At 71.2% G+C, this 21,760-nt stretch carries 18 protein-coding genes and 1 pseudogene; 9 read left to right on the plus strand and 10 right to left on the minus strand.

The window, feature by feature from the left end:
- Positions 1 to 136: 136 nt before the first annotated feature.
- The 5 genes and pseudogenes from K2224_RS00195 to K2224_RS00215 all read left to right on the plus strand — a co-directional run.
- Positions 137 to 708: pseudogene (locus K2224_RS00195) on the plus strand (FAD-dependent oxidoreductase); the annotation flags it as partial.
- Positions 708 to 3,335: a nitrite reductase large subunit NirB gene (gene nirB, locus K2224_RS00200; RefSeq protein WP_221904596.1), complete on the plus strand. Its 2,628-nt coding sequence runs from the start codon at positions 708 to 710 to the stop codon at positions 3,333 to 3,335. The pseudogene K2224_RS00195 and the gene nirB, both read left to right, overlap by 1 nt.
- On the plus strand, positions 3,332 to 3,688 hold the full coding sequence (gene nirD, locus K2224_RS00205; RefSeq protein WP_221904597.1) for a nitrite reductase small subunit NirD: 357 nt from the start codon (positions 3,332 to 3,334) through the stop codon (positions 3,686 to 3,688). The genes nirB and nirD overlap by 4 nt, the downstream gene beginning before the upstream one ends.
- A 42-nt stretch (positions 3,689 to 3,730) precedes the next feature.
- A complete protein-coding gene (locus tag K2224_RS00210; RefSeq protein ID WP_221904598.1) occupies positions 3,731 to 4,669 on the plus strand; it encodes an oxidoreductase in 939 nt (312 codons plus the stop codon).
- Positions 4,670 to 4,869: 200 nt separating this feature from the next.
- Positions 4,870 to 6,741 (plus strand): APC family permease, encoded by a 1,872-nt coding sequence (locus K2224_RS00215; RefSeq protein ID WP_221904599.1) that lies wholly within the window; start codon positions 4,870 to 4,872, stop codon positions 6,739 to 6,741.
- 195 nt (positions 6,742 to 6,936) lie between these two features.
- On the opposite strand, the gene K2224_RS00220 is transcribed toward K2224_RS00215, so the two are convergent.
- On the minus strand, positions 6,937 to 7,491 hold the full coding sequence (locus K2224_RS00220; protein ID WP_221904600.1) for an AAA family ATPase: 555 nt from the start codon (positions 7,489 to 7,491) through the stop codon (positions 6,937 to 6,939).
- Positions 7,492 to 8,144: 653 nt separating this feature from the next.
- On the opposite strand from K2224_RS00220, the gene K2224_RS00225 reads away from it, so the two are divergent.
- Positions 8,145 to 9,104, plus strand: coding sequence for a TauD/TfdA family dioxygenase (locus tag K2224_RS00225; RefSeq protein ID WP_221904601.1), 960 nt, complete (start codon positions 8,145 to 8,147; stop codon positions 9,102 to 9,104).
- 55 nt (positions 9,105 to 9,159) lie between these two features.
- On the opposite strand, the gene K2224_RS00230 is transcribed toward K2224_RS00225, so the two are convergent.
- Positions 9,160 to 9,999 (minus strand): helix-turn-helix transcriptional regulator, encoded by an 840-nt coding sequence (locus tag K2224_RS00230; protein ID WP_221904602.1) that lies wholly within the window; start codon positions 9,997 to 9,999, stop codon positions 9,160 to 9,162.
- An 813-nt stretch (positions 10,000 to 10,812) separates the two neighbouring features.
- The gene (locus tag K2224_RS41270) at positions 10,813 to 11,235 is read right to left on the minus strand and encodes a tyrosine-type recombinase/integrase (protein WP_313904736.1); all 423 of its coding nucleotides are present in this window, start codon (positions 11,233 to 11,235) and stop codon (positions 10,813 to 10,815) included.
- Between the two features lie 62 nt (positions 11,236 to 11,297).
- On the opposite strand from K2224_RS41270, the gene K2224_RS00240 reads away from it, so the two are divergent.
- On the plus strand, positions 11,298 to 11,537 hold the full coding sequence (locus tag K2224_RS00240) for a hypothetical protein (protein WP_221904603.1): 240 nt from the start codon (positions 11,298 to 11,300) through the stop codon (positions 11,535 to 11,537).
- A gap of 282 nt (positions 11,538 to 11,819) precedes the next feature.
- Here K2224_RS00240 and acpP read toward each other — a convergent pair whose 3' ends face one another.
- From acpP to K2224_RS00265, 5 genes are all read right to left on the minus strand, one after another.
- Complete coding sequence (gene acpP / locus K2224_RS00245; protein WP_221904604.1) at positions 11,820 to 12,056, minus strand: acyl carrier protein; 237 nt, start codon at positions 12,054 to 12,056, stop codon at positions 11,820 to 11,822.
- 409 nt (positions 12,057 to 12,465) lie between these two features.
- Positions 12,466 to 13,575 (minus strand): radical SAM protein, encoded by a 1,110-nt coding sequence (locus K2224_RS00250; RefSeq protein ID WP_221904605.1) that lies wholly within the window; start codon positions 13,573 to 13,575, stop codon positions 12,466 to 12,468.
- Between the two features lie 55 nt (positions 13,576 to 13,630).
- Positions 13,631 to 14,167 (minus strand): class IV adenylate cyclase, encoded by a 537-nt coding sequence (locus K2224_RS00255; protein ID WP_221904606.1) that lies wholly within the window; start codon positions 14,165 to 14,167, stop codon positions 13,631 to 13,633.
- 59 nt (positions 14,168 to 14,226) lie between these two features.
- On the minus strand, positions 14,227 to 14,505 hold the full coding sequence (locus tag K2224_RS00260; protein ID WP_221904607.1) for a hypothetical protein: 279 nt from the start codon (positions 14,503 to 14,505) through the stop codon (positions 14,227 to 14,229).
- Complete coding sequence (locus K2224_RS00265) at positions 14,478 to 14,801, minus strand: hypothetical protein (RefSeq protein ID WP_221904608.1); 324 nt, start codon at positions 14,799 to 14,801, stop codon at positions 14,478 to 14,480. Before K2224_RS00265 ends, K2224_RS00260 begins: the two co-directional genes overlap by 28 nt.
- Before the next feature lie 280 nt (positions 14,802 to 15,081).
- On the opposite strand from K2224_RS00265, the gene K2224_RS00270 reads away from it, so the two are divergent.
- Entirely contained in the window at positions 15,082 to 16,023 is a 942-nt protein-coding gene (locus tag K2224_RS00270; RefSeq protein ID WP_260692261.1) for a hypothetical protein, read from the plus strand.
- Between the two features lie 10 nt (positions 16,024 to 16,033).
- Positions 16,034 to 16,600, plus strand: a complete 567-nt coding sequence (locus K2224_RS00275; protein WP_221904609.1) for an N-acetyltransferase — start codon at positions 16,034 to 16,036, stop codon at positions 16,598 to 16,600.
- 242 nt (positions 16,601 to 16,842) lie between these two features.
- On the opposite strand, the gene ppdK is transcribed toward K2224_RS00275, so the two are convergent.
- Together ppdK and K2224_RS00285 are read right to left on the minus strand one after the other, a co-directional pair.
- A complete protein-coding gene (ppdK, locus tag K2224_RS00280) occupies positions 16,843 to 19,578 on the minus strand; it encodes a pyruvate, phosphate dikinase (RefSeq protein ID WP_221904610.1) in 2,736 nt (911 codons plus the stop codon).
- Positions 19,579 to 20,182: 604 nt separating this feature from the next.
- The gene (locus K2224_RS00285) at positions 20,183 to 21,679 is read right to left on the minus strand and encodes an MFS transporter (RefSeq protein ID WP_260692262.1); all 1,497 of its coding nucleotides are present in this window, start codon (positions 21,677 to 21,679) and stop codon (positions 20,183 to 20,185) included.
- Positions 21,680 to 21,760 lie beyond the last annotated feature (81 nt).

Consider the following 21,760-nt stretch of genomic DNA (forward strand, 5'->3'; position numbering starts at 1 on the left):
GGCGTCGCAGGCTGTCGGTATGACGTTGACGGGCAGAGCGCTCACGGGCACCGCGCCCCGGGGCACCCCGGGCACCGGCGCCGCGCCGGCAGGACCCGTGCCGGCGCCCGGGGCCGACCGGGCGGGCAGGCGGCGGGTGCACGGCGTCGAACTGGCCGACGGGCATCTGCTCGACGCCGGTGTGGTCGTGCTGGCGTGCGGGGTCCGCCCCCGTACCGGACTCGCCCGGGACGCCGGACTGGACGTCGGCGCCGGCATCCGGGTGGACGGCGCGCTGCGCACCAGCGCCCCGCACATCCACGCCGTAGGCGACTGCGCCGAGCACCGCGGGACGGTCTACGGCCTGGCCGGCGCCGCCCAGGAACAGGCCGACGCACTGGCCCGGGTGCTGACCGGGCCCCGGCCCACGGCGCCGCCCTACACCGGCACCCGGGCCCTGACCCGGCTCACCCTGCCGGGGCGGGACGCGCTGGACCTGGCCGCGTTCGGCGAGCCCGAGGCGCGCCCCGGCGACGACGTCGTCCGGCTCGCCGACGCCACCCGCGGCACCTATCGCAAGGTCGTGGTCCGCGGCGACCGCCTGGTCGGCGGGGTGCTCGTCGGCGCGCTCGGCAGCGTCGGCGCGCTCGCCCGCGCCTGGGAGGGAGCAGAGCCGCTCCCCTCCGGCGGCCCCTGCTCCATCTGCTCACCAACGACGGAGGCTCCTGATGTCCACGACGGCTTCTCGTGACCGGTCCCGCCCCACGATCGTGCTCGTCGGCCACGGCATGGTCGGCCAGCGCTTCCTGGAGGCACTGGCCGGGCGCGGCCTGACCGCCACGCACCGCGTGGTCGTGCTGTGCGAGGAGCCGCGCCCGGCCTACGACCGGGTCCAGCTCACCTCGTACTTCTCGGGGACCACGCCCGAGGAACTCTCCCTGTCCGACCCGGCGTTCCTCGACGAGCACGGCATCGAGCTGCACCTGGGCGATCCGGTGGAGACGGTGGACCGCGCGGCACGGAAGGTGACCGCCCGGTCCGGTCTGACCGTCGAGTACGACACCCTGGTGCTGGCCACCGGCTCGTACCCGTTCGTGCCGCCGGTGCCCAACAAGGACGCCACCGGGTGCTTCGTCTACCGCACGATCGAGGACCTGCTCGCGATCGAGGAGTACGCCGGGGCCCGCGCCACGACCGGTGCGGTGGTCGGCGGCGGGCTGCTCGGGCTGGAGGCGGCGGGTGCGCTCAAGGGCCTCGGGGTGACCTCCCACATCGTGGAGTTCGCGCCGCGGCTGATGCCGGTGCAGGTGGACGACGGCGGCGGCGCGGCCCTGCTGCGCACGATCGAGGAGATGGGCCTGACGGTCCACACCGGCGTGGGCACCCAGGAGATCCTGACCGACGCGGCCGGCGCCGTCACCGGCATGAAGCTGTCCGACGGCTCCGAACTCGCCACCGACATGGTGGTGTTCAGCGCCGGCGTCCGCCCCCGCGACCAGCTGGCCCGGGACTGCGGCCTGGCGGTCGGCGAGCGCGGCGGCATCAGCGTCGACGAGCGGTGCCGCACCGTCACCGACCCGCGGGTCTTCGCGATCGGCGAGTGCGCGCTGGCTGTGGACGGCCGGGTGTACGGGCTGGTCGCGCCCGGTTACGAGCAGGCCGAGACCGCGGCGGCCACGATCGCCGACGACGGCACCGGGCAGCCGTCGTTCACCGGCGCCGACCTGTCCACCAAGCTCAAGCTGCTCGGGGTGGACGTGGCGTCCTTCGGCGACGCGCACGGCACGGCCGAGGGCTGCCTGGACGTGGTCTACTCCGACTCCCGGGCGGGCCTGTACAAGAAACTGGTCGTCGCGGCGGACGGCACCCTGCTCGGCGGCATCCTCGTCGGCGACGCGGAGGCGTACGGGACGCTGCGGGCGCTCACCGGCTCGGTGCCGCCGGTCGCGCCGGAGTCCCTGGTGCTGCCCGCCGGCGCCGGCGGGGGCGCCCAGCTCGGACCGGGTGCGCTCCCGGACGACGCGATCGTCTGCTCCTGCCACAACGTAGGCAAGGGCACCATCCGCGGGGCGGTCACCGAGCACCGGTGCACCTCCGTGCCCGAGGTGAAGAAGTGCACCAAGGCCGGTACCGGCTGCGGCAGTTGCGTGAAGGTGCTCGACCAGCTGGTCACCGCCGAACTGGAGGCGTCCGGCATCGAGGTCGACAAGGGGCTGTGCGACTGCTTCGCGCAGACCCGCGAGGAGCTGTACGAGATCGTCCTGGCGCTGGGCGTCACCTCGTACCGGGAGCTGCTGGACGGGCACGGCCGCGAGGGCGCCCGGGGTGGCGAGGGCTGCGAGGTGTGCAAGCCGGCGGTGGCCTCGATCATCGCCTCCCTCGCCCCGTCGATCGGCGCGAGCGGCTACGTCCTGGACGGGGAGCAGGCGGCCCTTCAGGACACCAACGACCACTTCCTCGCCAACCTCCAGAAGAACGGCTCGTACTCGGTGGTGCCGCGCATCCCCGGCGGGGAGATCGCGCCCGAGAAGCTGATCGTGATCGGCGAGATCGCCCGGGACTTCGGCCTCTACACCAAGATCACCGGTGGTCAGCGGATCGACATGTTCGGTGCGCGGGTGGAACAGCTCCCGCAGATCTGGGGCCGGTTGGTGGAGGCCGGCTTCGAGTCCGGGCACGCGTACGGCAAGTCGCTGCGCACCGTGAAGTCCTGTGTGGGGTCGACCTGGTGCCGCTTCGGCGTGCAGGACTCGGTGCGGATGGCGATCGACCTGGAGCTGCGCTACCGGGGGCTGCGCTCCCCGCACAAGCTCAAGTCCGCGGTCTCCGGCTGCGCCCGCGAGTGCGCGGAGGCGCAGTCCAAGGACTTCGGGGTGATCGCCACGGCCAACGGCTGGAACCTCTACGTCGGCGGGAACGGCGGCGCGACCCCGCGCCACGCCGACCTGCTGGCCCAGGACCTCTCCGACGCCGAACTGGTCCGCCTGATCGACCGGTTCCTGATGTTCTACATCCGCACCGCGGACCGGCTGGAGCGCACCTCGACCTGGCTGGAGCGCATCCCCGGCGGCCTGGAACACGTACGCGACGTGGTGGTGCACGACGCGCTGGGCATCTGCGACGAGCTGGAGCGGCTGATGCGGACGCACATCTCGCACTACCGCGACGAGTGGGCCGCGACCCTCGACGACCCCGAGAAGCTGGCCCGCTTCGTGTCCTTCGTGAACGCCCCCGGCACCCCCGACCCGGTCGTCGCCTTCGTCCCCGAGCGCGACCAGATCAAGCCCGACCTGCCGCTGCTGGCCATCGGCCGGCGCCCCCTGGACGACGCACTGGAAGGAACCTCCCAGCGATGACCCGCACCCTTGAGACGACCGGCCTCCAGGTCCAACTCCACCTTTCGGAGGGCTGGTTCACGGTCTGCGACCTGCGCCGGCTGGCCCCCGGCCGCGGGGTCGCCGCCCTGCTGCCGGACGGGCGCCAGGTGGCTCTGTTCCGGGGCCGCGGGGAGCGGCTGTACGCCGTCGACAACCGCGACCCGTTCACCGGCGCCCCGGTGCTGGCCCGGGGGTTGACCGGCACCGCCGCGGGCCGCCCGTTCGTGGCGTCGCCGCTGCTCAAGCAGCGGTTCGACCTGGAGACCGGGGCGTGCCTGGACGACCCGTCGGTGTCCGTACCGGTGTACCGGGTGCGTACGCACGCCGGGTGAGCGCCGGGCGTACGCTGGAATTCCCCTACCGAGGAGTACGGCGTGACCCGGTGGAACACCAGCCACATCCCCGATCAGACCGGACGCGCGGTGGTCGTCACCGGCGCCAACAGCGGCCTGGGCTATGTCACCGCCCGTGAACTGGCGCGGCGCGGCGCCCGGGTGGTGCTGGCCTGCCGCAGCACGGAGCGGGGCGAGGCCGCGCTGGCCCGGCTGCGCTCCGAAGTCCCCGCCGCCGAGGCCGAGTTCCGGCCGCTGGACCTCGCCGATCTGGCGTCGGTACGGCACTTCGCCGAGGACCTCACCGACTTCTGCGGCGACCGGCTCGACCTGCTGATCAACAACGCGGGTGTGATGGCGCTGCCGTACCGCACCACCGCGGACGGCTTCGAGATGCAGTTCGGCACCAACCACCTGGGGCACTTCGCGCTCACCGGGCTGCTGCTGCCCAGGCTGCTGGCGACGCCCGGGGCGCGGATCGTGACGGTCTCCAGCATGCTGCACGTGCTGGCCGACGTGAATCTCGACGACCTCGACAGCGTGCGCTCGTACCGACGCTGGACCGCCTACGGCCGGTCGAAGAGCGCCAACCTGCTCTTCACCCACGAGCTGGCCCGGCGGCTGGCGACAACCGGTTCGCGGGTCGTCGCGGCCGCCGCGCACCCCGGCTACGCGCACACCAACCTCCAGACCGCCGGGGTCCGGATGGAGGGCCGCCGGACCGCCGAGCGCCTGGTGGAGGTGGGCAACCGCGTGATCGCCCAGCCCGCGGACGGCGGCGCGCTGGGCACGCTGTGCGCGGCCACCGCCCCGCACATGCGCCCGGACGCCTTCATCGGGCCGCGCAACGGGCTCCGCGGCGCCCCGGCCCACTCCTTCCGCGCCCCCTGGACGCGCAAGGGCGCCACCGCCGAGCGGCTCTGGACGGCCTCCGAGGAGCTGACCAAGGTGCGGTACGACTTCACCGTCCCCGGGGCGTGAGACCCGGCCCGACGGGCGCGCCCCTGCCCATGGGGCGCGCCCGCGGGCTGGTGGGGCGCGCATTCCCGCGTTCACCGTCAAAATCGCGTGAAGATCGCAGCGTCGCGCGCCAAGAGCGTGCCAAAACCGCTCGTCGGCCGCCGAAACGGCCTCCAGGCTGGCCAGGTCCCAGCCAGTGCCGCACGGAGGTACGACGAACGATGTCGACGGTGTCGCAGCCCGCAAACCGGCCGGAACAACCGCCCCCGGCGACCGCCACCGACTCCGGCGCCGCCACCGGCCCCGACCCGGCCGCCGACCGGCACCGCCTCACCGCCCTCCAGGGCCTGGCCGCCCTCTCCCTCGACGCGATGGCCTCCGTGGCGTACGGACCGGAGTCGATCGTGCTGGTGCTGTCCGCGGCCGGCGCCTACGGGCTGGGCTTCACCCTCCCCGTCACGCTCGCCATCGCCGCGCTGCTGGCCGTACTGGTGGCGTCCTACCGCCAGGTCATCGCCGCCTTCCCCAACGGCGGCGGCTCCTACGCGGTGGCCAAGACCCACCTGGGGCGCCGCCCGGCGCTGGTCGCCGCCGCCTCCCTCGTCCTGGACTACATCCTCAACGTCGCGGTGTCGGTGACCGCCGGCGTCGCCGCCCTCACCTCCGCCTTCCCCGGCCTCTACGGCGACCGGGTGTGGATCTGCCTGGCGGTACTGGTCCTGGTGACCTGCGTCAACCTGCGCGGAATCGCCGACTCGGCACGGGCGTTCCTGCTGCCCACCGCGGTCTTCGTCGCCTCGATCCTGGCGATGATCGTGGTCGGGCTGTTCCGCGACGCGCCGGCCTCCACCGCCACCGCCGACGGGCACGCCTCCGTCCTCGCCCAGAACGCCACCTCCGTCGGCGCGCTGCTGCTCCTGAAGGCGTTCGCGTCCGGCTGCTCGGCGCTGACCGGCGTGGAGGCGGTCGCCAACGCCGTGCCGTCCTTCCGGGCCCCCGCCACCCGCCGCGCCCAGCGCACCGAGGTCGCGCTCGGCGCCCTGCTCGGCGCGATGCTGATCGGCCTGTCGCTGCTCATCGGCCGCTTCCACCTCCAGCCGGTCGAGGGCGTCACCGTCCTCGCCCAGCTCGCGGACGCCTCGCTCGGCCACAACTGGGCCTTCTACGTAGTCCAGTTCGCCACCATGGTGCTGCTGGCGCTGGCCGCCAACACCTCCTTCGGTGGACTGCCGGTGCTGATGGGGCTGCTGGCACGCGACAACTACCTGCCGCACGTCTTCGGCCTGAAGGCCGACCGCCAGGTCCACCGCCACGGCGTACTGGCGCTGGCCGCGGTCGCCGCCGCGCTCCTGGTCTTCTCCGGCGGCGACGTCAACACCCTGGTGCCGCTGTTCGCCATCGGCGTCTTCGTCGGCTTCACGCTCTGCCAGGCCGGCATGGTCCGCCACTGGCATCTGGAGCGATCCGCCGGCTGGTTCGGCAAGGCACTGCTCAACGGCTTCGGCGCGCTGCTCACCGCCGCCGCCGCGATCGTGGTCACCGCCACCAAGTTCACCGAAGGCGCCTGGCTGATCGCGATCGCGCTGCCGCTGCTGGTCCTCGCCTTCGAGGGCGTCCACCGGGCCTACGCGCGGATCGGCGACCGCCTCGGCCTGGGCCGGGTGCCCGAACCGCCGCGCCGCGCCCGCTCGTTGGTCGTCGTCCCCGTCTCCCACCTGTCCCGGCTGACCGGCGAGGCGCTCAACGCGGCGGTGTCGATGGGCGACGAGGTGATCGCCGTCACCGTCACCTTCGCCGAGGACCGCCCCGCCGCCGAGGCCCTGCGCCGCGACTGGGAACTGTGGAACCCGGGCGTTGACCTGCTGGAACTCCCCTCCCCCACCCGCTCCCTGGGCCGCCCGATCGCCACCTACGTCCGCGACCTGACGGCCCGCCGGCCCGACGCCCGGGTCACCGTCCTGATCCCCGAGGCCGAGCCCGCCCACGTGTGGCAGCGGCTGCTGCAGAACCAGCGGGGCGGGGTGGTGGCACATGCGGTGCGGCGGGGGACGGATGCGGTGATCTGCCGCTTGCGGTTCCGGCTGACGCCGTAGCGGCCCCTGGGGCCGCGGCGTTCCCGTACGTCGTCGGCTGTCCCGCCGTGGTGGGGCTCTCTTTTCCGCCTTCGGCGGAGGGGGTTTGTCGGGGCGGTGCCCTGGTGTGTGGTGGGTGGCGGGGTGAACGGGACCCCGCCCCGTTCGTGGGACAGGTACAGGCAGCCGTCGGGCCACGTCTGCTGTACGGGGTGATCAGCGCCCTTGGGGCATCCACCCCGTGGCCGTGACCACCTCCTCGGCGATGTCCGGGACCGAGCGGCCGTCGGTCGCCACCCGCAGGGTGTCGGCGGCCACCCGCTCGTCCAACAGCCGCGCCTTGCGCGCGCTGTTCGCCAACTCCCGGGCCAGCTCCGAACCGCGCTCGCGGGCGGTGAGCCGCTCGGTGACGGTGGCGTCGGTACCGGTGAGCAGCACCCGAACGAGCCGCACGCGGGCCCCCATGGCCCGCTCGAACATCCCGGTGCTCTCGGGCAGCACACTGACGGTGTTGACGTACACCATCCGCCGGCATCCGATCCGGAGGTAATTCGCCCACACCGCCGCCAAGTTGCGCTCGGTGATGGCCGCCCGCGACGGATCGCCCTCCGGAGCCGGATGCACCTGCCCCATGAAGTCCCCGTCCATGACGGCGTGCCCGACCTCCGCCTCCCGCAGCAGCGCGGAAACCTCCCACCCCACCGTCGTCTTCCCGACCCCGGCCCGGCCCCCGATCAACAACGCTTCGGCCACTCCGTCGCGGTCCTCCATCCACGCTCCTCCTGGTCGATTCCTCCCCGCCAGGCTGACAGGCCCCACCACGCCCGGACGACCCGATTTCCGCACCCACGACGGCCCGCCTCACTCACCCCACCCCCACCGGGCGGAGGCCCCGCACCCGCCACCCACCACCCTCCGGGCGCCCTCGCCCAACGAACCCCCTCCGCCGAAGGCGGCAACCCCACCACGTCGGGCCAGCCGACAGACAGCGATCAGCCGCGCCGAAATTTGGCTGGATCTCGCCTTCCACCGCCGGACAAGTGCGGAATCGACGACCAAGACGCCCCCGGCCGGCAGGCCATGACCCGCGGCCCGCCGCCATGGGCCGCGGCCCGCAGATGCGGTACGGTGCGCGCCATGCGCACGTACCCGGCCTTCCGTGAGGCCGCCGTCGCCGCCCTCGCGCCGCGCGACCGCGGCCCTCACGGCGCGTGCGCTCCCCGCGGTCTGAGTTTCCTGCGCCGCCGCGGCCGGGTGGGTTCGCCCCCGGCCGGCTGTCCCGGCGTGTCCTGAGGGCCCGCGCCCGGACGGGCCGCACCCCGGCCCGCCCCACTACCGCCCCGGCACCAGCCGCGCCCACCCACGCGCCCCCTTCACCCGGGCATATCCACGCACCCAGCCAACTCCCGTTCCAGGAGGCCAAGTTGACGAGCGCCGCCGATCCCACCACGCCCACAGCCGCACCCCCCACCCCCGCACTCCGCCCCCACCGCATCCCCGCCGACGGACTCCACGAAGGCCGCCGGATCCTGCGTCGCACCCCGGAGGACTGGACCGACCGGCCCTACGAGCTGTTCGAGCTCGTCCCGCAGGCCGCCACCATCGGGGCGGAGATCCGGGGGCTGGATCTGTCCCGCCCGCTGTCCGCGGCGCTGCGCGCCGAGCTGAACCGGGCGCTGCTGGAGTGGAAGGTGCTGTTCTTCCGCGGCCAGCACCTGAGCTCCGTCACACAGCGTCAATTTGCCGCCAACTGGGGGGAGTTGGAGACCAACCCGCTGCTGGCCCGGGGCGACTCGAAGGAGGTGGTGCGGTTTGACAAGGCCGCCGGTGGGGCTCCGACGTTCGAGAACGTATGGCACACGGACGTAACCTTCCGCGAGCGGCCCGCACTTGGTGCCGTGTTGCAACTGCGCGAGGTCCCACCGTCCGGCGGGGACACCCTGTGGGCCGACATGGCGGCGGCGTACGACAATTTGCCACCGGAAATCCAGGAGCGGATCGAGGGCGCGCGAGCGGTGCACGACTATCTCCCGGGCTTCGCCCGATTCTGCTCTCCGGCCCAACTGGCCCCATTCCAGGGGGAGTTCCCACCGGTGGAACATCCGGTGGTACGCCGACACCCGGAGTCCGGACGGCGGATGCTGTTCGTCAACGCGTCGTTCACCACCCGGATCGTGGGACTGCCGGAGGCGGAGAGCGACCGGTTGCTGCGGCTGCTGTTCCAGCAGGCCCATGTGCCGGAGTTCCAGGTGCGGTTCCGCTGGCGGGCCGGCGACGTCGCGTTCTGGGACAACCGTGCCACCCAGCATTACGCGGTGTTCGACTACGGGACGCGGCGGCGGGTCGCGGAGCGGGTGGCGATCGCCGGGGACCAGCCGTACTAGAGCCGGTCCTCCGGTGGGGCCGACGGCGCACCGCCAACCGGCCGTCGGGGAGCGGTCAGTGGGCCGCCGTCCCGTCGACCTGGGCGCCGCCGCGCAGCAGGGCGGCGCCCAGCGGCGTCAGGGTGTGCAGCACGGCGTTGCCCTGGCGCAGGGTGGACAGCAGTCCGGCGTCCCGCAGGACGGTGGCGTGCTGGCTGGCGGAGGCCAGCGAGACGTCGACGCGGCGGGCGAGTTCGCTGGTGGTGCAGCCGACGCCGATGCCCTGGAGTATCGCCGAGCGGGTCTGGCCCACGAGGCGGCCCAGCGAGCGGGCGGCCGGGACCTGCGGGGTGAGGCGCGGCGCCGGGTGCTCCACCGGATAGACCAGGACGGGCGTCAGGTCCGGGTTGTAGAACGTGACCGGGGTGCGGCGGCAGAAGTACGAGGGCAGCAGGAGCAGCCCGCGTCCGCCGAGGTGGAGGTCCCGGTCGACGGGGTAGTCGGCCTCCAGGACGGGCGGGCGCCAGCGCATCATCGGCGGCAGCGAGGCCAGCAGCCGGTCCGCGCCACCGTCCAGCAGGGCCCGGCCGCGGGCCGCCCGGTCGGCCTCTATTCGGCTCTGCACGCGGTGCCAGTACGGGGCCACGGCCGCGTCGTGGTAGCGCTGGAGTATGCCGGCGAGCCGGCCCAGCGAGCGGGTCTCGCCGTCCGCCATGGCCTGTATCCACGCCGGCAGCGGGCGGCCCGCGGCGGGCGCCAGCCGGCCCAGTTCGACGTGCAGCCGGGCGGCCGGCGTCTCGCGCAGCGCGGCGAGCGCCTCGTCCATGCCGAGCAGGCCCTCGGCAGGCGTCAGGAAATCCGGGAAATAGCCGCGGGTGGGCACCAGCGGCGCCAGCAGGCGCGCTTCGCCATTCAACCTTCCGCGGGTTTCCGATCGCCAACCGCCGAACGTGGAATCGTCGCGCCGGTCGCGAAGTCGGTGAAAGCTTAAGACCGTCTCCCACAGCGCATCGGGGCGTGCGGCAATCCGCACGCGGGCCAGATCGAGTCCACTGAAATGGACGCGTAACACCGAACCCCCACTCTTTGGTTATCTCCCTCGGCCCCCGGCACGCCTGAGTATGCACGCCAACACGCGCGGTCACCATGCCCTTTTGGCCAGAGTTGAAAAGGGTCGCGCGGGGCCGGGCCCGGACGGAATGCTGGAGGCAATTCGACGACGGTGTGCACGGCGCGGATTGCTCGATCCCGTGGGGGGTGATGGGCAAACAACCGGCCGGGCTTCGCCCCGTTGAAGGCCGCCTCCCACGCCGACTGGGAGGGCGGCAGCTCCCGAGGGGGGAGTCCGGAGAAAGCAAGGGCGGCACCTGTGCGCACAGGTGCCGCCCTTGCCGTACGGGCCCGGAGGCGGGCGAACCCGCCGGTCGGGCGCCCGGTCGGGCGGGCCGCCGCGGCGCCCCCGGGAACGGCCGACAACCGACTGTCACCCACCCCGTGGAACAGTTCCGGTACGGATGGTTTCCGTTCGGACGGTTCCGCCCCGGACGATGCGGGTACGTCGTATCGCCGCCGAACGGTTCGGGGACGGACGCCCCGCCGCCGGACAATCCGGGTCCGGACGATCCGGGAGTCGGACGATCCGGGGCCGCACATTTCAACACCGGGCGATTCAGGGGCGAATGCCCCGGGCCCGAAGCTTCAGGGCCGAACGTTTTGGGCGCCGAATGCTTCAAAAGCGGACGATGCAAAAGCGGACGGCCCGCCGCCGCAATTCCCACGCCGTCCGCTCCCCCTCCCAACGGGCCCACGCTTTCCGGCAGTTCCCGCCGCCACCCACAAAAAACCGAGGGCGGCACCTCCGCACAGGTGCCGCCCTCGTTGGGTTGATCTGCACATATGCGGAACTGATGGGTCGATAGGGCACTCTGGGGGACACATCGGGCCAGAACCGCGTCGATGGTGTCCGCGGTGTGTCCTCGTCGCCCTCCCACAGATGCACGTAGAGATCCCACGTGATCGAGGGCTTCGCGTGGCCGAGGAGCCGCTGAACCTTCTTCACTGTAGCCCCGTGCTTGATCAGCACGGAGGCGAAGAAGTGTCGTAGGTCATGCAGCGTGGTGCCCTTGGGGGCGCGGAGCGGCGACCCCCACACGATCCTGCATTGATCCCGATCGTCGCCAATGGGTACGAGCAGGTGAATCGGCGCAACGTGCAGTGCCTGCGCCAGGAGCAGACAACGCCCGCTGGGTCGACCACATCCGCGACCAGGCCCGCGAATCCGGCGCCGCCATCGGCGAGGAAGACGCCCCCGAGGGGCCGCCTGCCGACCATCTCGCCAAGGTCGACGCCATGCGCCGCTACGCCGAGCGGCACGGCCTCACCCCCCGCCCGCACCCCGCCCCTCGACACCGTCGGCCGCCCGCTCCACACCCGCCCCTACTGAACCATCCCTGAAACAAACGGAGTTGATTTCATTCCCTCCCTGACCGGCCCCGACTACATCGACGCCAACACCGCCACCCACCGACTCAAGCAGACCCGCAAGACCCACCTTTTCGAACTGCGCCGTGACGTCGACGGCACCGCCGGCCCAGCCAACGGCCTCCGCTCCAACCATCGCGGCCCGCCTCGCCGACCAGCAGGCCGCCCCACTCCCCACCACGTAAGTACCCGACGCCACGCTGATGCCCCACACCGAAGAGCGGGGCATCAGTCGTGCCGCCCGGGCCTGCGGGCCTACCCTTGGTGGCCGTTGATGTAGTCGATGGCGGCCTGAACCGTGGTGATCTTCTCGGCTTCCTCGTCGGGGATCTCAGTGTCGAATTCCTCCTCCAACGCCATGATCAGCTCGACGGTGTCCGTCTCGTCTGCACCGAGGTCCTCCACAAACGAGGCGTTGTTCACAACCTCACCCTGCTTGACGCCGAGTTGCTCGCCGATGATCTTCTTCACGCGCTCTTCGATGGTGGACACGAAGCCTCCCTGGCCAACTCAAATCGGTCCGGTGGGGTGAGCGTCCCACACGGGTTCAGCCGAATTCCCGGGTTCTTGACGGGATGTCGTAGCCGCACCGGAACGGCGAAGCCCCGCCCGGAGGATGTCCGGGCGGGGCAGAGTCGGCAGCGCGTCAGCCGCGCACCGACGGAATCATCTCTTCGGGAAGCGGGCCGGGCGTCAGTCGAGGCCGCACGATCAGGGCAGGCATACACCGCCCACCCGGGGCCGCTCGCCCGCTCGACGTACCGCACCGCGATCGGGGCCAGCGTCGGCCGCTCGCACCGGCAGCACACAGCGTCGCTCATCTGCTCACCAAACGACAGTGAAAGGGAGCCCCACCAGCCATGGCCGTACCCGACTCTGGTGCAGTTCACGTACGTCGCTGTCAGCGGGACGCTGCGGCTGTCTTATGGAGAGCCATGAGCCGGGCCGTTTCCTCCTCACGGAAGTCCCTGACTTCGGCGCACCGCTGGCTCATCACGAACTCGCCCAACGTCAGACACAGGTCCATACGCTGAATGCACACGCCGACCATGAACGGGCCGTTCTGCGCCCGGTACATGCGCACGCCGTAGTACCCCTCATGACAGTCCCGGTCGTTGTCGAACCGGCACCCCTTGCAGGTGTCCGGCAGCCGGACGGGCCGGATGCTCTTCGCGTAGAGGGTCCGGCCGTCGGGGAGCCGGTAGCGGGTGCGCTGATCGGAGGCGCCGGCGGTGACGATGCGGCGGACCGGAACCGCCCCGAGATGATCCACAACCTCTTGCATGGCAGCGAGTGACGCCCCGTCGTCCTCAAGGTTCACAAGCACCCGTACGGTGACGACCCGCCCGTGCTCCTCGATAATGCGGAGCACCCGCGCCACGTGGTCATGGTCCGGGATCACGATGTTCGCCGACACCTTCACCCCGTGCCGGGAGGCGGTGTCGATCGTGGCGGTGAGAGCGTCCAGCTTCCGTGCCGCCAGCTTCGGTGAAGCGAGGCGCGGCGCCTGGACGGCGGCAAGTTCCTCGGGCGTTGTTCCGAATACGGACAGGTTGATCCGGTCAAGCCCGGCCGCCGCACACTCGGGCAGAACGGCCGCTCCGTTCTCGCCGTTGCTGGTGAGTCCCACCGTCAGGCCGAGGCGTCGTGCGATGCGGACAAGCGCCGGCAGCTCCGGGTGCAGAGTTGGCTCCCCGCCCGTGAAGTGAACCTCGGTAGTCGGGAGGCTGCCGCGCACTGCCGCCAGGGCCAAGGCAAATTCGGAATCGGCCTTGATCCGCTCCGGCAGGAAGCTTGCACTGTTCGTCGAGAGGTAGATCGAGACCCGACCGGAGCGGCCGGCCGTCCCGGTGAACTGGCCGGCCTCGCGGCCGAGGTTGTCCGTCGTGACCGGGGTGCCTTCGTTGTGACAGAAGGTGCAGGCGAGTCCGCAGGCATCAATGATCTTGACGCGCAGGGTCCGGTCCGGCACTACCGTGACCGGTAAGGCGTCCGTGTCAGTGTCGGTCATGGTTGCCTCCTGGCCGGCGGGGCCTGGTGACCCCGCCGACGCGCAGTAGAGAGGTCTAGGCGAATCGGAGTTCGCTGATCGAGTCGAGGTCGATTCCGTACCGTGCGAACACCTTCGTCGTGTTCTCGCTGGTCAGGTCGGGTCGAGGGATCGAGAGGCATTCGGCGGTCGCCCACACCTGTTCCTCGGTGTCGCCCTCGATCTCCAGGTAGGGCGGGATACGCGGCCATTCGTCGATCTCCAGCCGCACGCCGTCCAGCAGCCAGGACGATCGCCGGTTCTCCTGGTAGCTGCGGTGCGTGAGCCCCATGAGCCCGAGCAGCGCGTGCGTGTCCTCGAACGAGCCGACCGTTGTCTCGGTCTCCCGGGTGCCGTCGATCGCGTCCGAGCTGATCGTCTTCACGCACAGGGTCACTGCGCCGCCGGAGTCCCGCAGGCGCACCCAACGGCCCGGCACCGGGGGAACGGTGTCGTAAACGTAGCGGCGCATCAGGCGCTCGCCCTGGAAACTTCCACCGGCTGCCTTGATCCGCTCGGCCATGGCGTCCGGGTCGATGCCCAGCGCCTTCGCTTCGTACTCAACGGTGTGCATGTCTCTCCTGTTCGTATCGTGCGTGTTGCACGTCAGGCGTGAGCCTGCCGTCGTGGGACCTATGCCTTACGGTCGCGGGCGTCGCCCTGAGTGGTTTCCCGGCGGTCCTGCCTGCGCTCGTCGCCTCCAACCTCATGTATGAGCGCCTTGCGCAGAGCGGCTTCCTGGCCACTGAACCCGATCCGGCGAGCGTCAGCTTTGCCGTCCCCTACGTAGTCGTACGAGCGGGCTAGCGAGGCGACGGACTCGCCCTCGTTGTACCGGGCGATCACGTTTTCTCGATTGGCGATGAACTCGTTGCGAGCTTCGGTCAGCTCTTCTCGGGAACGGCGGGGCACGGCTCCTCCTCAAGCGGTCTGATGGCGCTAACCTCCACGCACCACTCCAACCCGCCGCCCGGCGGGCGCAGCCACACACAGGACGGCTGCTCGTGGTGGAGCAGGTAGGGCTGTCCGATCCCGTGGACGACGGCCTCGCGCTCCTTGGCGGTGTCAAGCACGCGAGCCCCGATGAAGACCCACTTCGGCATGCCCACGGGGCGCTCACCGGACTCTTCACGACCGGCGGTTCCTTCATCCGTGTCATCCCGTTGCAGGTTCTTCTGCTCGACGTACGTGGGGGTGCATCTGCTCACGCCTTTCCTCCTCGATGCCTGGACGATGAAGCGGTGAGCCTCTAGTCCACTGCGAGTTGGAGCGTTTCCGGCGCCGCGGAGGCGGACGTTTTCATCCCCCGCCACGGCCCGCTCGTTACGGTGGGAGGACCAACCGCAGCCGCAAGGGGAAGCGCATGGTGGGCATCGGTGGCAACAGACTGGCGCAGTTACGGCAGTCCGCGGGGTACACGCAGCAGGCGTTCGTCAAAGCGTTCAGGCACGAAGCCCTACGTCTCGGCATTGATGCATCGTTGCCGGTGTGCTTGCCGCAACGGCTCTGGTGTCTTCTCGGTCAGGACCTCGGATCGGTGTCGGTGACCTCGGCCTGCTGCGCGAGCGACTCGACGGTCTGTACCAGACGGACCACAGCGAGGGCAGCGTGCCGGCCATGACCAAAGCGCGCCGGATCGAGAACGAGATCACGGGAGCGCTCAGCGCGGCTTCGTACACCAGCCGCGTCGGTCGCGAGCTTCAGACGATGCTGGCCGAGCTGCACGGGCACCGAGCCTGGTACGGCTACGACGGTTGGCGCATCGCCGAGGGGCGAGCGGCATGCATGGAAGCGCTGGCCGCGGCCCAGCTCGTCGACAGCCCCCTCCTTCAAGTCTCCGTCCTGGAAACGCTCGTGCTGCTCGCTATCAGGGCCGAACGGGCATGGGAAGCCGCGAGCGCCGTCGAGAAGGCCTACCGGCTCGCCCAACGCGCCGGTGCCGGGCACACCGTGCACCTAGTGATCGCGTTGCGTGCCGCCAACGCGGCCACCCATGTGGGAGACCTGTCCGGAGCGCGCCGTGCCTTGAGCCGTGCCGTCAGCCACCAGGGCCGAGTCGATGCGGACACCGAGGTACCCAACTGGGCCCAGTTCGTCGGACCGTTCGAGGTGGACTACGCCACGGCAGACATGTATGTCCGGGCGGAGCAGCCCAGGCGCGCCGTTCCCTTTCTGCGTGCTGCGGTGACCGGTATCGGTGGTGACCTGCTCCGCAACAGCGCCTCGTACCGCGTAAAACTCGCGGGTGTGCTCCTTGAGGCGGGGGAAGCCGAGGAGGCATGCGCCGAGATGGCCACCGCACTTCAGGTGTGCGGAGGGGTCTCGTCGCCGCGGTTGCTGGACAAGATTCGGAAGTTCCAGCACGCCGTCGCCAGAATCGACACGGCGGTCGCCCGCGAGTGCAGCGACCGCATCCGCGAGACAGTCTGAGGGGCACCACATGACCCAACCCGAAGGCATCACCGTCGCACACCTGGACGGCCCGGCCGCGGAGGAGGCCGAAGGTGACTTCACGCTCGTCTACGCCGAGGTATTCGCCGAGCCGCCCTACTGCGAGACCGAGGACGACGTCGTGGCCACCTTCCGGCGTTTCCGCTCCCAGACACGGAAACGCGCCTTCCGGGCTGCCCTGGCCCGCACACCCGACGGCACGCCCGTCGGCATGGCCTACGGCTGCCCCCTCGGGCCGAAGACGGGCTGGTGGGACTCGCTTACCGAGCCCGTGTCCGACGAGATGCGCCGCGAGGACGGTCGCCGCACCTTCGGACTGATGGAGCTGGCCGTACGCCTGCCGTGGCGCCGGTGCGGCATCGCTCGCCGACTGCACGAATCACTCCTTGACCGGATCGAGGCCGAGCGCGTGGTGCTCAACGTCCATCCGGCGAGTGAGGCAGCGCGGGCGGCCTACCGGTCGTGGGGCTACCGCAAGGTCGGTGATGCTCGCCCGTGGACCGGTGCCGATCTCCACGACGTCATGGTTCTCGACTTGCCCCACCCGCCGGCGTAGGTCGGCACCGCACCTCACAGCACCCGCAACGGATACGCCCCGGAAGACTACGACAATCACTGCGAGTACTTTTCGCAGGTCAAGGCCGCTATCTAAGAGTTCCCGCAGGCCACAAAACCGAGGGCGGCACCTCCGCACAGGTGCCGCCCTCGTAGGGAGCCGGAGCGGGCGGCGGGCGTTGAGGGTGGCAGGGTGCCGCCGCCGGCTCCGGTGGTTCGCGGGGACGTGGTCCCCGGGTGGGGTCAGCGGCTGTCGCTGCCCTGGGATTCGGCCGCCGCCCGGCCCGCCTCCAGGCGGGCGACCGGGATGCGGAACGGGGAGCAGGAGACGTAGTCCAGGCCGACCTCGTGGAAGAAGTGGACGGACTCCGGGTCGCCGCCGTGCTCGCCGCAGACGCCGAGCTTGAGGTCGGGGCGGGTGGCCCGGCCGGCCGCGGCGGCGCTGCGGACCAGGGAGCCCACGCCGTCCTTGTCGATGGTCTCGAAGGGGCTGACGCCGAAGATGCCCTTCTCCAGGTACGCGGTGAAGAAGCTGGCCTCCACGTCGTCCCGGGAGAAGCCCCAGACGGTCTGGGTCAGGTCGTTGGTGCCGAAGGAGAAGAAGTCGGCGGACTCGGCGATCTGACCGGCCGTGAGGGCGGCGCGGGGCAGCTCGATCATGGTGCCGAGGGTGAGCTTGAGGCTGACGCCGCGGGCCTGCTCGACCTCGGCGATGACCTGCTCGGCCTCCTCGCGGACGATCTCCAGCTCCTGGACGGTGCCGACCAGCGGGATCATGATCTCGGCCCGCGGGTCGCCCTTGGCGTTCCGGCGCTCGGCGGCGGCCTCGGCGATGGCCCGTACCTGCATGGCGAACAGGCCGGGGATGACCAGGCCGAGGCGGACGCCGCGCAGACCCAGCATCGGGTTCTGCTCGTGCAGCTTGTGCACGGCCTGGAGGAGGCGGAGGTCGTTCTCGTGCGGCTCCTGGCGGGCCTCGGCGAGCGCGACCCGCACCGAGAGGTCGGTGATGTCGGGCAGGAACTCGTGCAGCGGCGGGTCGAGCAGCCGGACCGTCACCGGCAGGCCGTCCATCGCCTCGAACAGCTCGATGAAGTCGGCCTTCTGGAGCGGCAGCAGCTCGGCGAGGGCGGCTTCCCTGTCGGCGTCGGTGTGGGCCAGGATCAGCCGCTCGACCATCTCCCGGCGCTCGCCGAGGAACATGTGCTCGGTGCGGCACAGGCCGATGCCCTGGGCGCCGAACCGGCGGGCGCGGGCGGCGTCCTCGGCGTTGTCGGCGTTGGCCCGGACGCGCAGCCGGCGGACCCGGTCCGCGTAGGCCATGATCCGGTGCACGGCCTGCACCAGTTCGTCGGCGTCGTCGGCGCCGGCGTGCATCCGGCCCTCGAAGTACTCCACGACCGGCGACGGCACGACCGGGACCTCGCCGGCGTACACCTTGCCGGTGGAGCCGTCGATGGAGACGACGTCGCCCTCCTCGATGACCGTGCCGTCCGGCGTGGTCAGCTTGCGGGTCTTGGTGTCGACCTCCAGCTCCTCGGCGCCGCAGACACAGGTCTTGCCCATGCCGCGGGCGACGACGGCGGCGTGCGAGGTCTTGCCGCCGCGGGAGGTGAGGATGCCCTCGGCGGCGATCATGCCGTTGAGGTCGTCGGGGTTGGTCTCGCGGCGGATCAGGATGACCTTCTCGCCGGAGCGCGACCACTTGACGGCGGTGTAGGAGTCGAAGACGGCCTTGCCGACCGCCGCGCCCGGGGAGGCGGCGATGCCGCGGCCGATCAGCTCGGACTTCGCGTCCAGGTCGAAGCGGGGGAACATCAGCTGCGCCAGCTGCGCGCCGTTGACCCGCTGGAGGGCCTCGGCCTCGTCGATCAGGCCCTGGTCGACGAGCTGGGTGGCGATGCGGAAGGCGGCGCCGGCGGTGCGCTTGCCGACCCGGGTCTGCAGCATCCACAGTTTGCCGCGCTCGATGGTGAACTCGATGTCGCACAGGTCCCTGTAGTGCGTTTCGAGCGTCTCCATGATCTGCATCAGCTCGTCGTACGACTTCTTGTCGATCGACTCCAGGTCCGCGAGCGGGACGGTGTTGCGGATGCCGGCGACGACGTCCTCGCCCTGCGCGTTCTGCAGGTAGTCGCCGTAGACGCCCTGGTGGCCGCTGGCCGGGTCGCGGGTGAAGGCGACGCCGGTGCCGGAGTCGGGGCCGAGGTTGCCGAAGACCATGGAGCAGACGTTGACCGCGGTGCCGAGGTCGCCGGGGATGCGCTCCTGGCGGCGGTAGAGCTTGGCGCGGTCGGTGTTCCAGGAGTCGAAGACCGCGCGGACGGCGAGGTCCATCTGCTCGCGCGGGTCCTGCGGGAAGTCCCGGCCGGTCTCCTTGGTGACGATCTGCTTGAAGTTGTCGACCAGCCCCCGCAGGTCGGCGGCGTCCAGGTCCACGTCGACAGTGACGCCCTTGGCGTTCTTGGCGTCCTCCAGGGCCTCCTCGAAGAGCTCGCCGTCGACGCCCAGCACGGTCTTGCCGAACATCTGGATGAGGCGGCGGTAGGAGTCCCAGGCGAACCGCTCGTCGCCGGCCTGCGCGGCGAGGCCGGAAACCGACGCGTCGGAGAGGCCGATGTTGAGGACGGTGTCCATCATGCCGGGCATCGAGAACTTCGCACCGGAGCGGACCGAGACCAGCAGCGGGTCGTCCGCCTGGCCGAGCTTCTTCCCCATCTTCCGCTCAAGGGCGTCGAGGTGCTCGGAGACCTCGGCACGGAGTGCCGCGGGCTCGCTGCCGCTCTCCAGGTGGACCTTGCACGCCTCGGTGGTGATCGTGAAGCCGGGCGGGACGGGAAGTCCCAGGTTGGTCATCTCCGCGAGGTTGGCGCCCTTGCCACCAAGGAGGTCCTTGAGGTCCTTGTTGCCCTCGGTGAAGTCGTAGACGAACTTCACGGAAGAAGACTGGCTTACGTGGGGATCTTGTGTTTCCGGCACGGCTCTGACTCCTCGCCGACGGGCTGCCCTGACGGCGAGGAACATACCCAGATCGAAGGCGTATGGGTACGTCCACTTGGTCGACATACGTGCGTAACCCGGCGTCAGCCAGCAGATCGAAAGTGATCATGCGTTTCCACCATCGTTTATAACCTGAATGCATCACTGCGCTCCGCAGTCACTCAGGCGGCGATCGCTACTTAACGCTACGTTTCACTTGATGGATTGAACGGATAGCGAGTGGCACCCGGTGCCACCATTGCGAGAGGTAGAGCCCACCCTTTGCTGCTCATCTGAGCGCAACCCCTATCAGGGGTGGCGAGAATCACGCGCTCATGTGTGATGAGGTCCCATCATCTGGACCCTTCACGTTCGCGTGATCAAGAAACGCGGCGACCGGAACGGGGGCCCGTTTTCGTCCGGGCGGCAGATCGGCGCGCAATTCGGCCACCCGCCGCTCCGGGACGGCGAGGCACCGGCCACCGCGCGCCGGGCGTCCGGATCGGGCCATAGTTCGCCGCCTGCGGGAACGTCCGCCCCGCCGCCCGGAGTCGTATACCGGACGGCGGGCCCGACCGGCGGCCCGTCGCACCGGCGGCGGTGCTCAACGTGCCGTGTGCGGCCGCTCGGTGGCCCCGCCCGGGAGCCGCCGGCGGCGCAGCAGCGGCAGCACCGCCAGCCCGGCGAGCAGACTGCCGACCGCCACCGGGAGCGAGGTCGCGTACAGCGCGTGCGCCGAGGCCGCCGCCCGGCCGCCCGAGCCCGCCGCCCGGGTCAGGAAGACGCTGCCGTAGCCCGCGACGCCGATCACCTGGGCGAGCTGCGGGACGGTGGTCAACACCCCGCTGGCGTCGGCGGCGTCGGCCGGGGCGATCCCGGACAGCGCCAGCGTCAGCAGCGGACTGGTGGTGAAGCCCAGGCCCAGCCCCCAGACCAGTTGGAGCAGCAGCACGGCCGGGCTGCCGGTGCCGCCGCGCAGGACCAGGCCGAGGCCGAGGTAGCCGGCCCCGGCCAGGGCGCAGGCCACGGCGATCATCGGCAGATGGCAACGGGCGGGCAGCCGCTGCCAGGTGAGGCTGCCCACGGCCACTCCCGCCGCCAGCGGCACGAAGGTCAGCCCGGCGCGCACCGCGGACTCCCCCAGGCCCGTCTGGAGGTGCTGGGAGAAGGCGAACAGGAAGCCCGCATAGCCGGCCATGCAGAAGAACAGCGCCGCCGCGCCGCACACCAGATCCGGCGAGCGCAGCACCCGCCCGGGGACCAGCGGCGCGCCCCCGCGCCGGGCCACCGCCCGCTCGACGAGGACGAACAGCACCGCCGCCGGTACCGCGGCGGCCAGGCACACCCCCGTCCACCGCGGCCAGTGCCGCTCGTGCCCCAGTACCAGCGGGACGACCAGCAACAGCAGCGCGGCGGTCAGCGTCACCACACCGGGCAGGTCCAGCCCCTTGGCCGTGCGGTCCGACTGCCGCGGCAGCAACCGGGCCGCCGCGGCCAGCAGGGCCGCCCCGACCGGCACGTTGATCAGGAAGACCGGGCGCCATCCGGTACCGAACAGGTCCGCGCTGACCAGCAGCCCGCCGGCGACCTGCCCGACCACCACCGCCGCCGCGATCACCGTCGCGTAGAGGCTCAACGCCCGGGCCCGCGCCCGCCCTTCGAAGGTGAGCTGGATCAAGCTGTAGATCTGCGGCACCATCAGCCCGGCGCCGAGCCCCTGCACCACCCGGGCGCCGATCAGCGCCCCCGCCCCCGGCGCCAGTCCGCAGGCGGCCGAGGCGAGGGTGAAGACCGTCAGGCCCAGCAGGAAGACGGTCCGGAAGCCGTGCCGGGCGCCGAGCCGGGCCCCGGTGATCAGCAGCGCCGCGTACGCCAGGGTGTAGCCGGAGACGATCAGTTGCAGCGCGGCGCCGGTGGTGCGCAGATCGCCGCGGACGGCCGGGGTCGCGACATTGACGACGGTGGCGTCCAGCAGCGCCATGAAGACCGCGCCGAGGACGACGACCAGAACTCCGGTGCCGCGCTGCGCCGCCGGGGACGTCGAAGTGTGCGTCGGTGCCCCGGCAACTCTCTTTCCGGGGACGTGCGTTGTTCCGTTCATGACGGTGATCCTCACGAGCGGCGCATTCGGGTACCAGGACGCAGTGATCCTGGTACCGGTGGTATCTGGCAGACGTCCGCG

The organism is Streptomyces sp. BHT-5-2, from assembly GCF_019774615.1.
Taxonomy (GTDB): Bacteria; Actinomycetota; Actinomycetes; order Streptomycetales; family Streptomycetaceae; genus Streptomyces.

Coding starts and splice junctions, on each gene's coding strand:
- K2224_RS00275 (WP_221904609.1), top strand. CDS start 16,034: ATGACCCAACCCGAAGGCATCACCGTCGCACACCTGGACGGCCCGGCC.
- K2224_RS00285 (WP_260692262.1), bottom strand. CDS start 21,679: ATGAACGGAACAACGCACGTCCCCGGAAAGAGAGTTGCCGGGGCACCG.
- nirD (WP_221904597.1), top strand. CDS start 3,332: ATGACCCGCACCCTTGAGACGACCGGCCTCCAGGTCCAACTCCACCTT.
- K2224_RS00220 (WP_221904600.1), bottom strand. CDS start 7,491: ATGGAGGACCGCGACGGAGTGGCCGAAGCGTTGTTGATCGGGGGCCGG.
- K2224_RS00250 (WP_221904605.1), bottom strand. CDS start 13,575: ATGACCGACACTGACACGGACGCCTTACCGGTCACGGTAGTGCCGGAC.
- K2224_RS00255 (WP_221904606.1), bottom strand. CDS start 14,167: ATGCACACCGTTGAGTACGAAGCGAAGGCGCTGGGCATCGACCCGGAC.
- K2224_RS00215 (WP_221904599.1), top strand. CDS start 4,870: ATGTCGACGGTGTCGCAGCCCGCAAACCGGCCGGAACAACCGCCCCCG.
- nirB (WP_221904596.1), top strand. CDS start 708: ATGTCCACGACGGCTTCTCGTGACCGGTCCCGCCCCACGATCGTGCTC.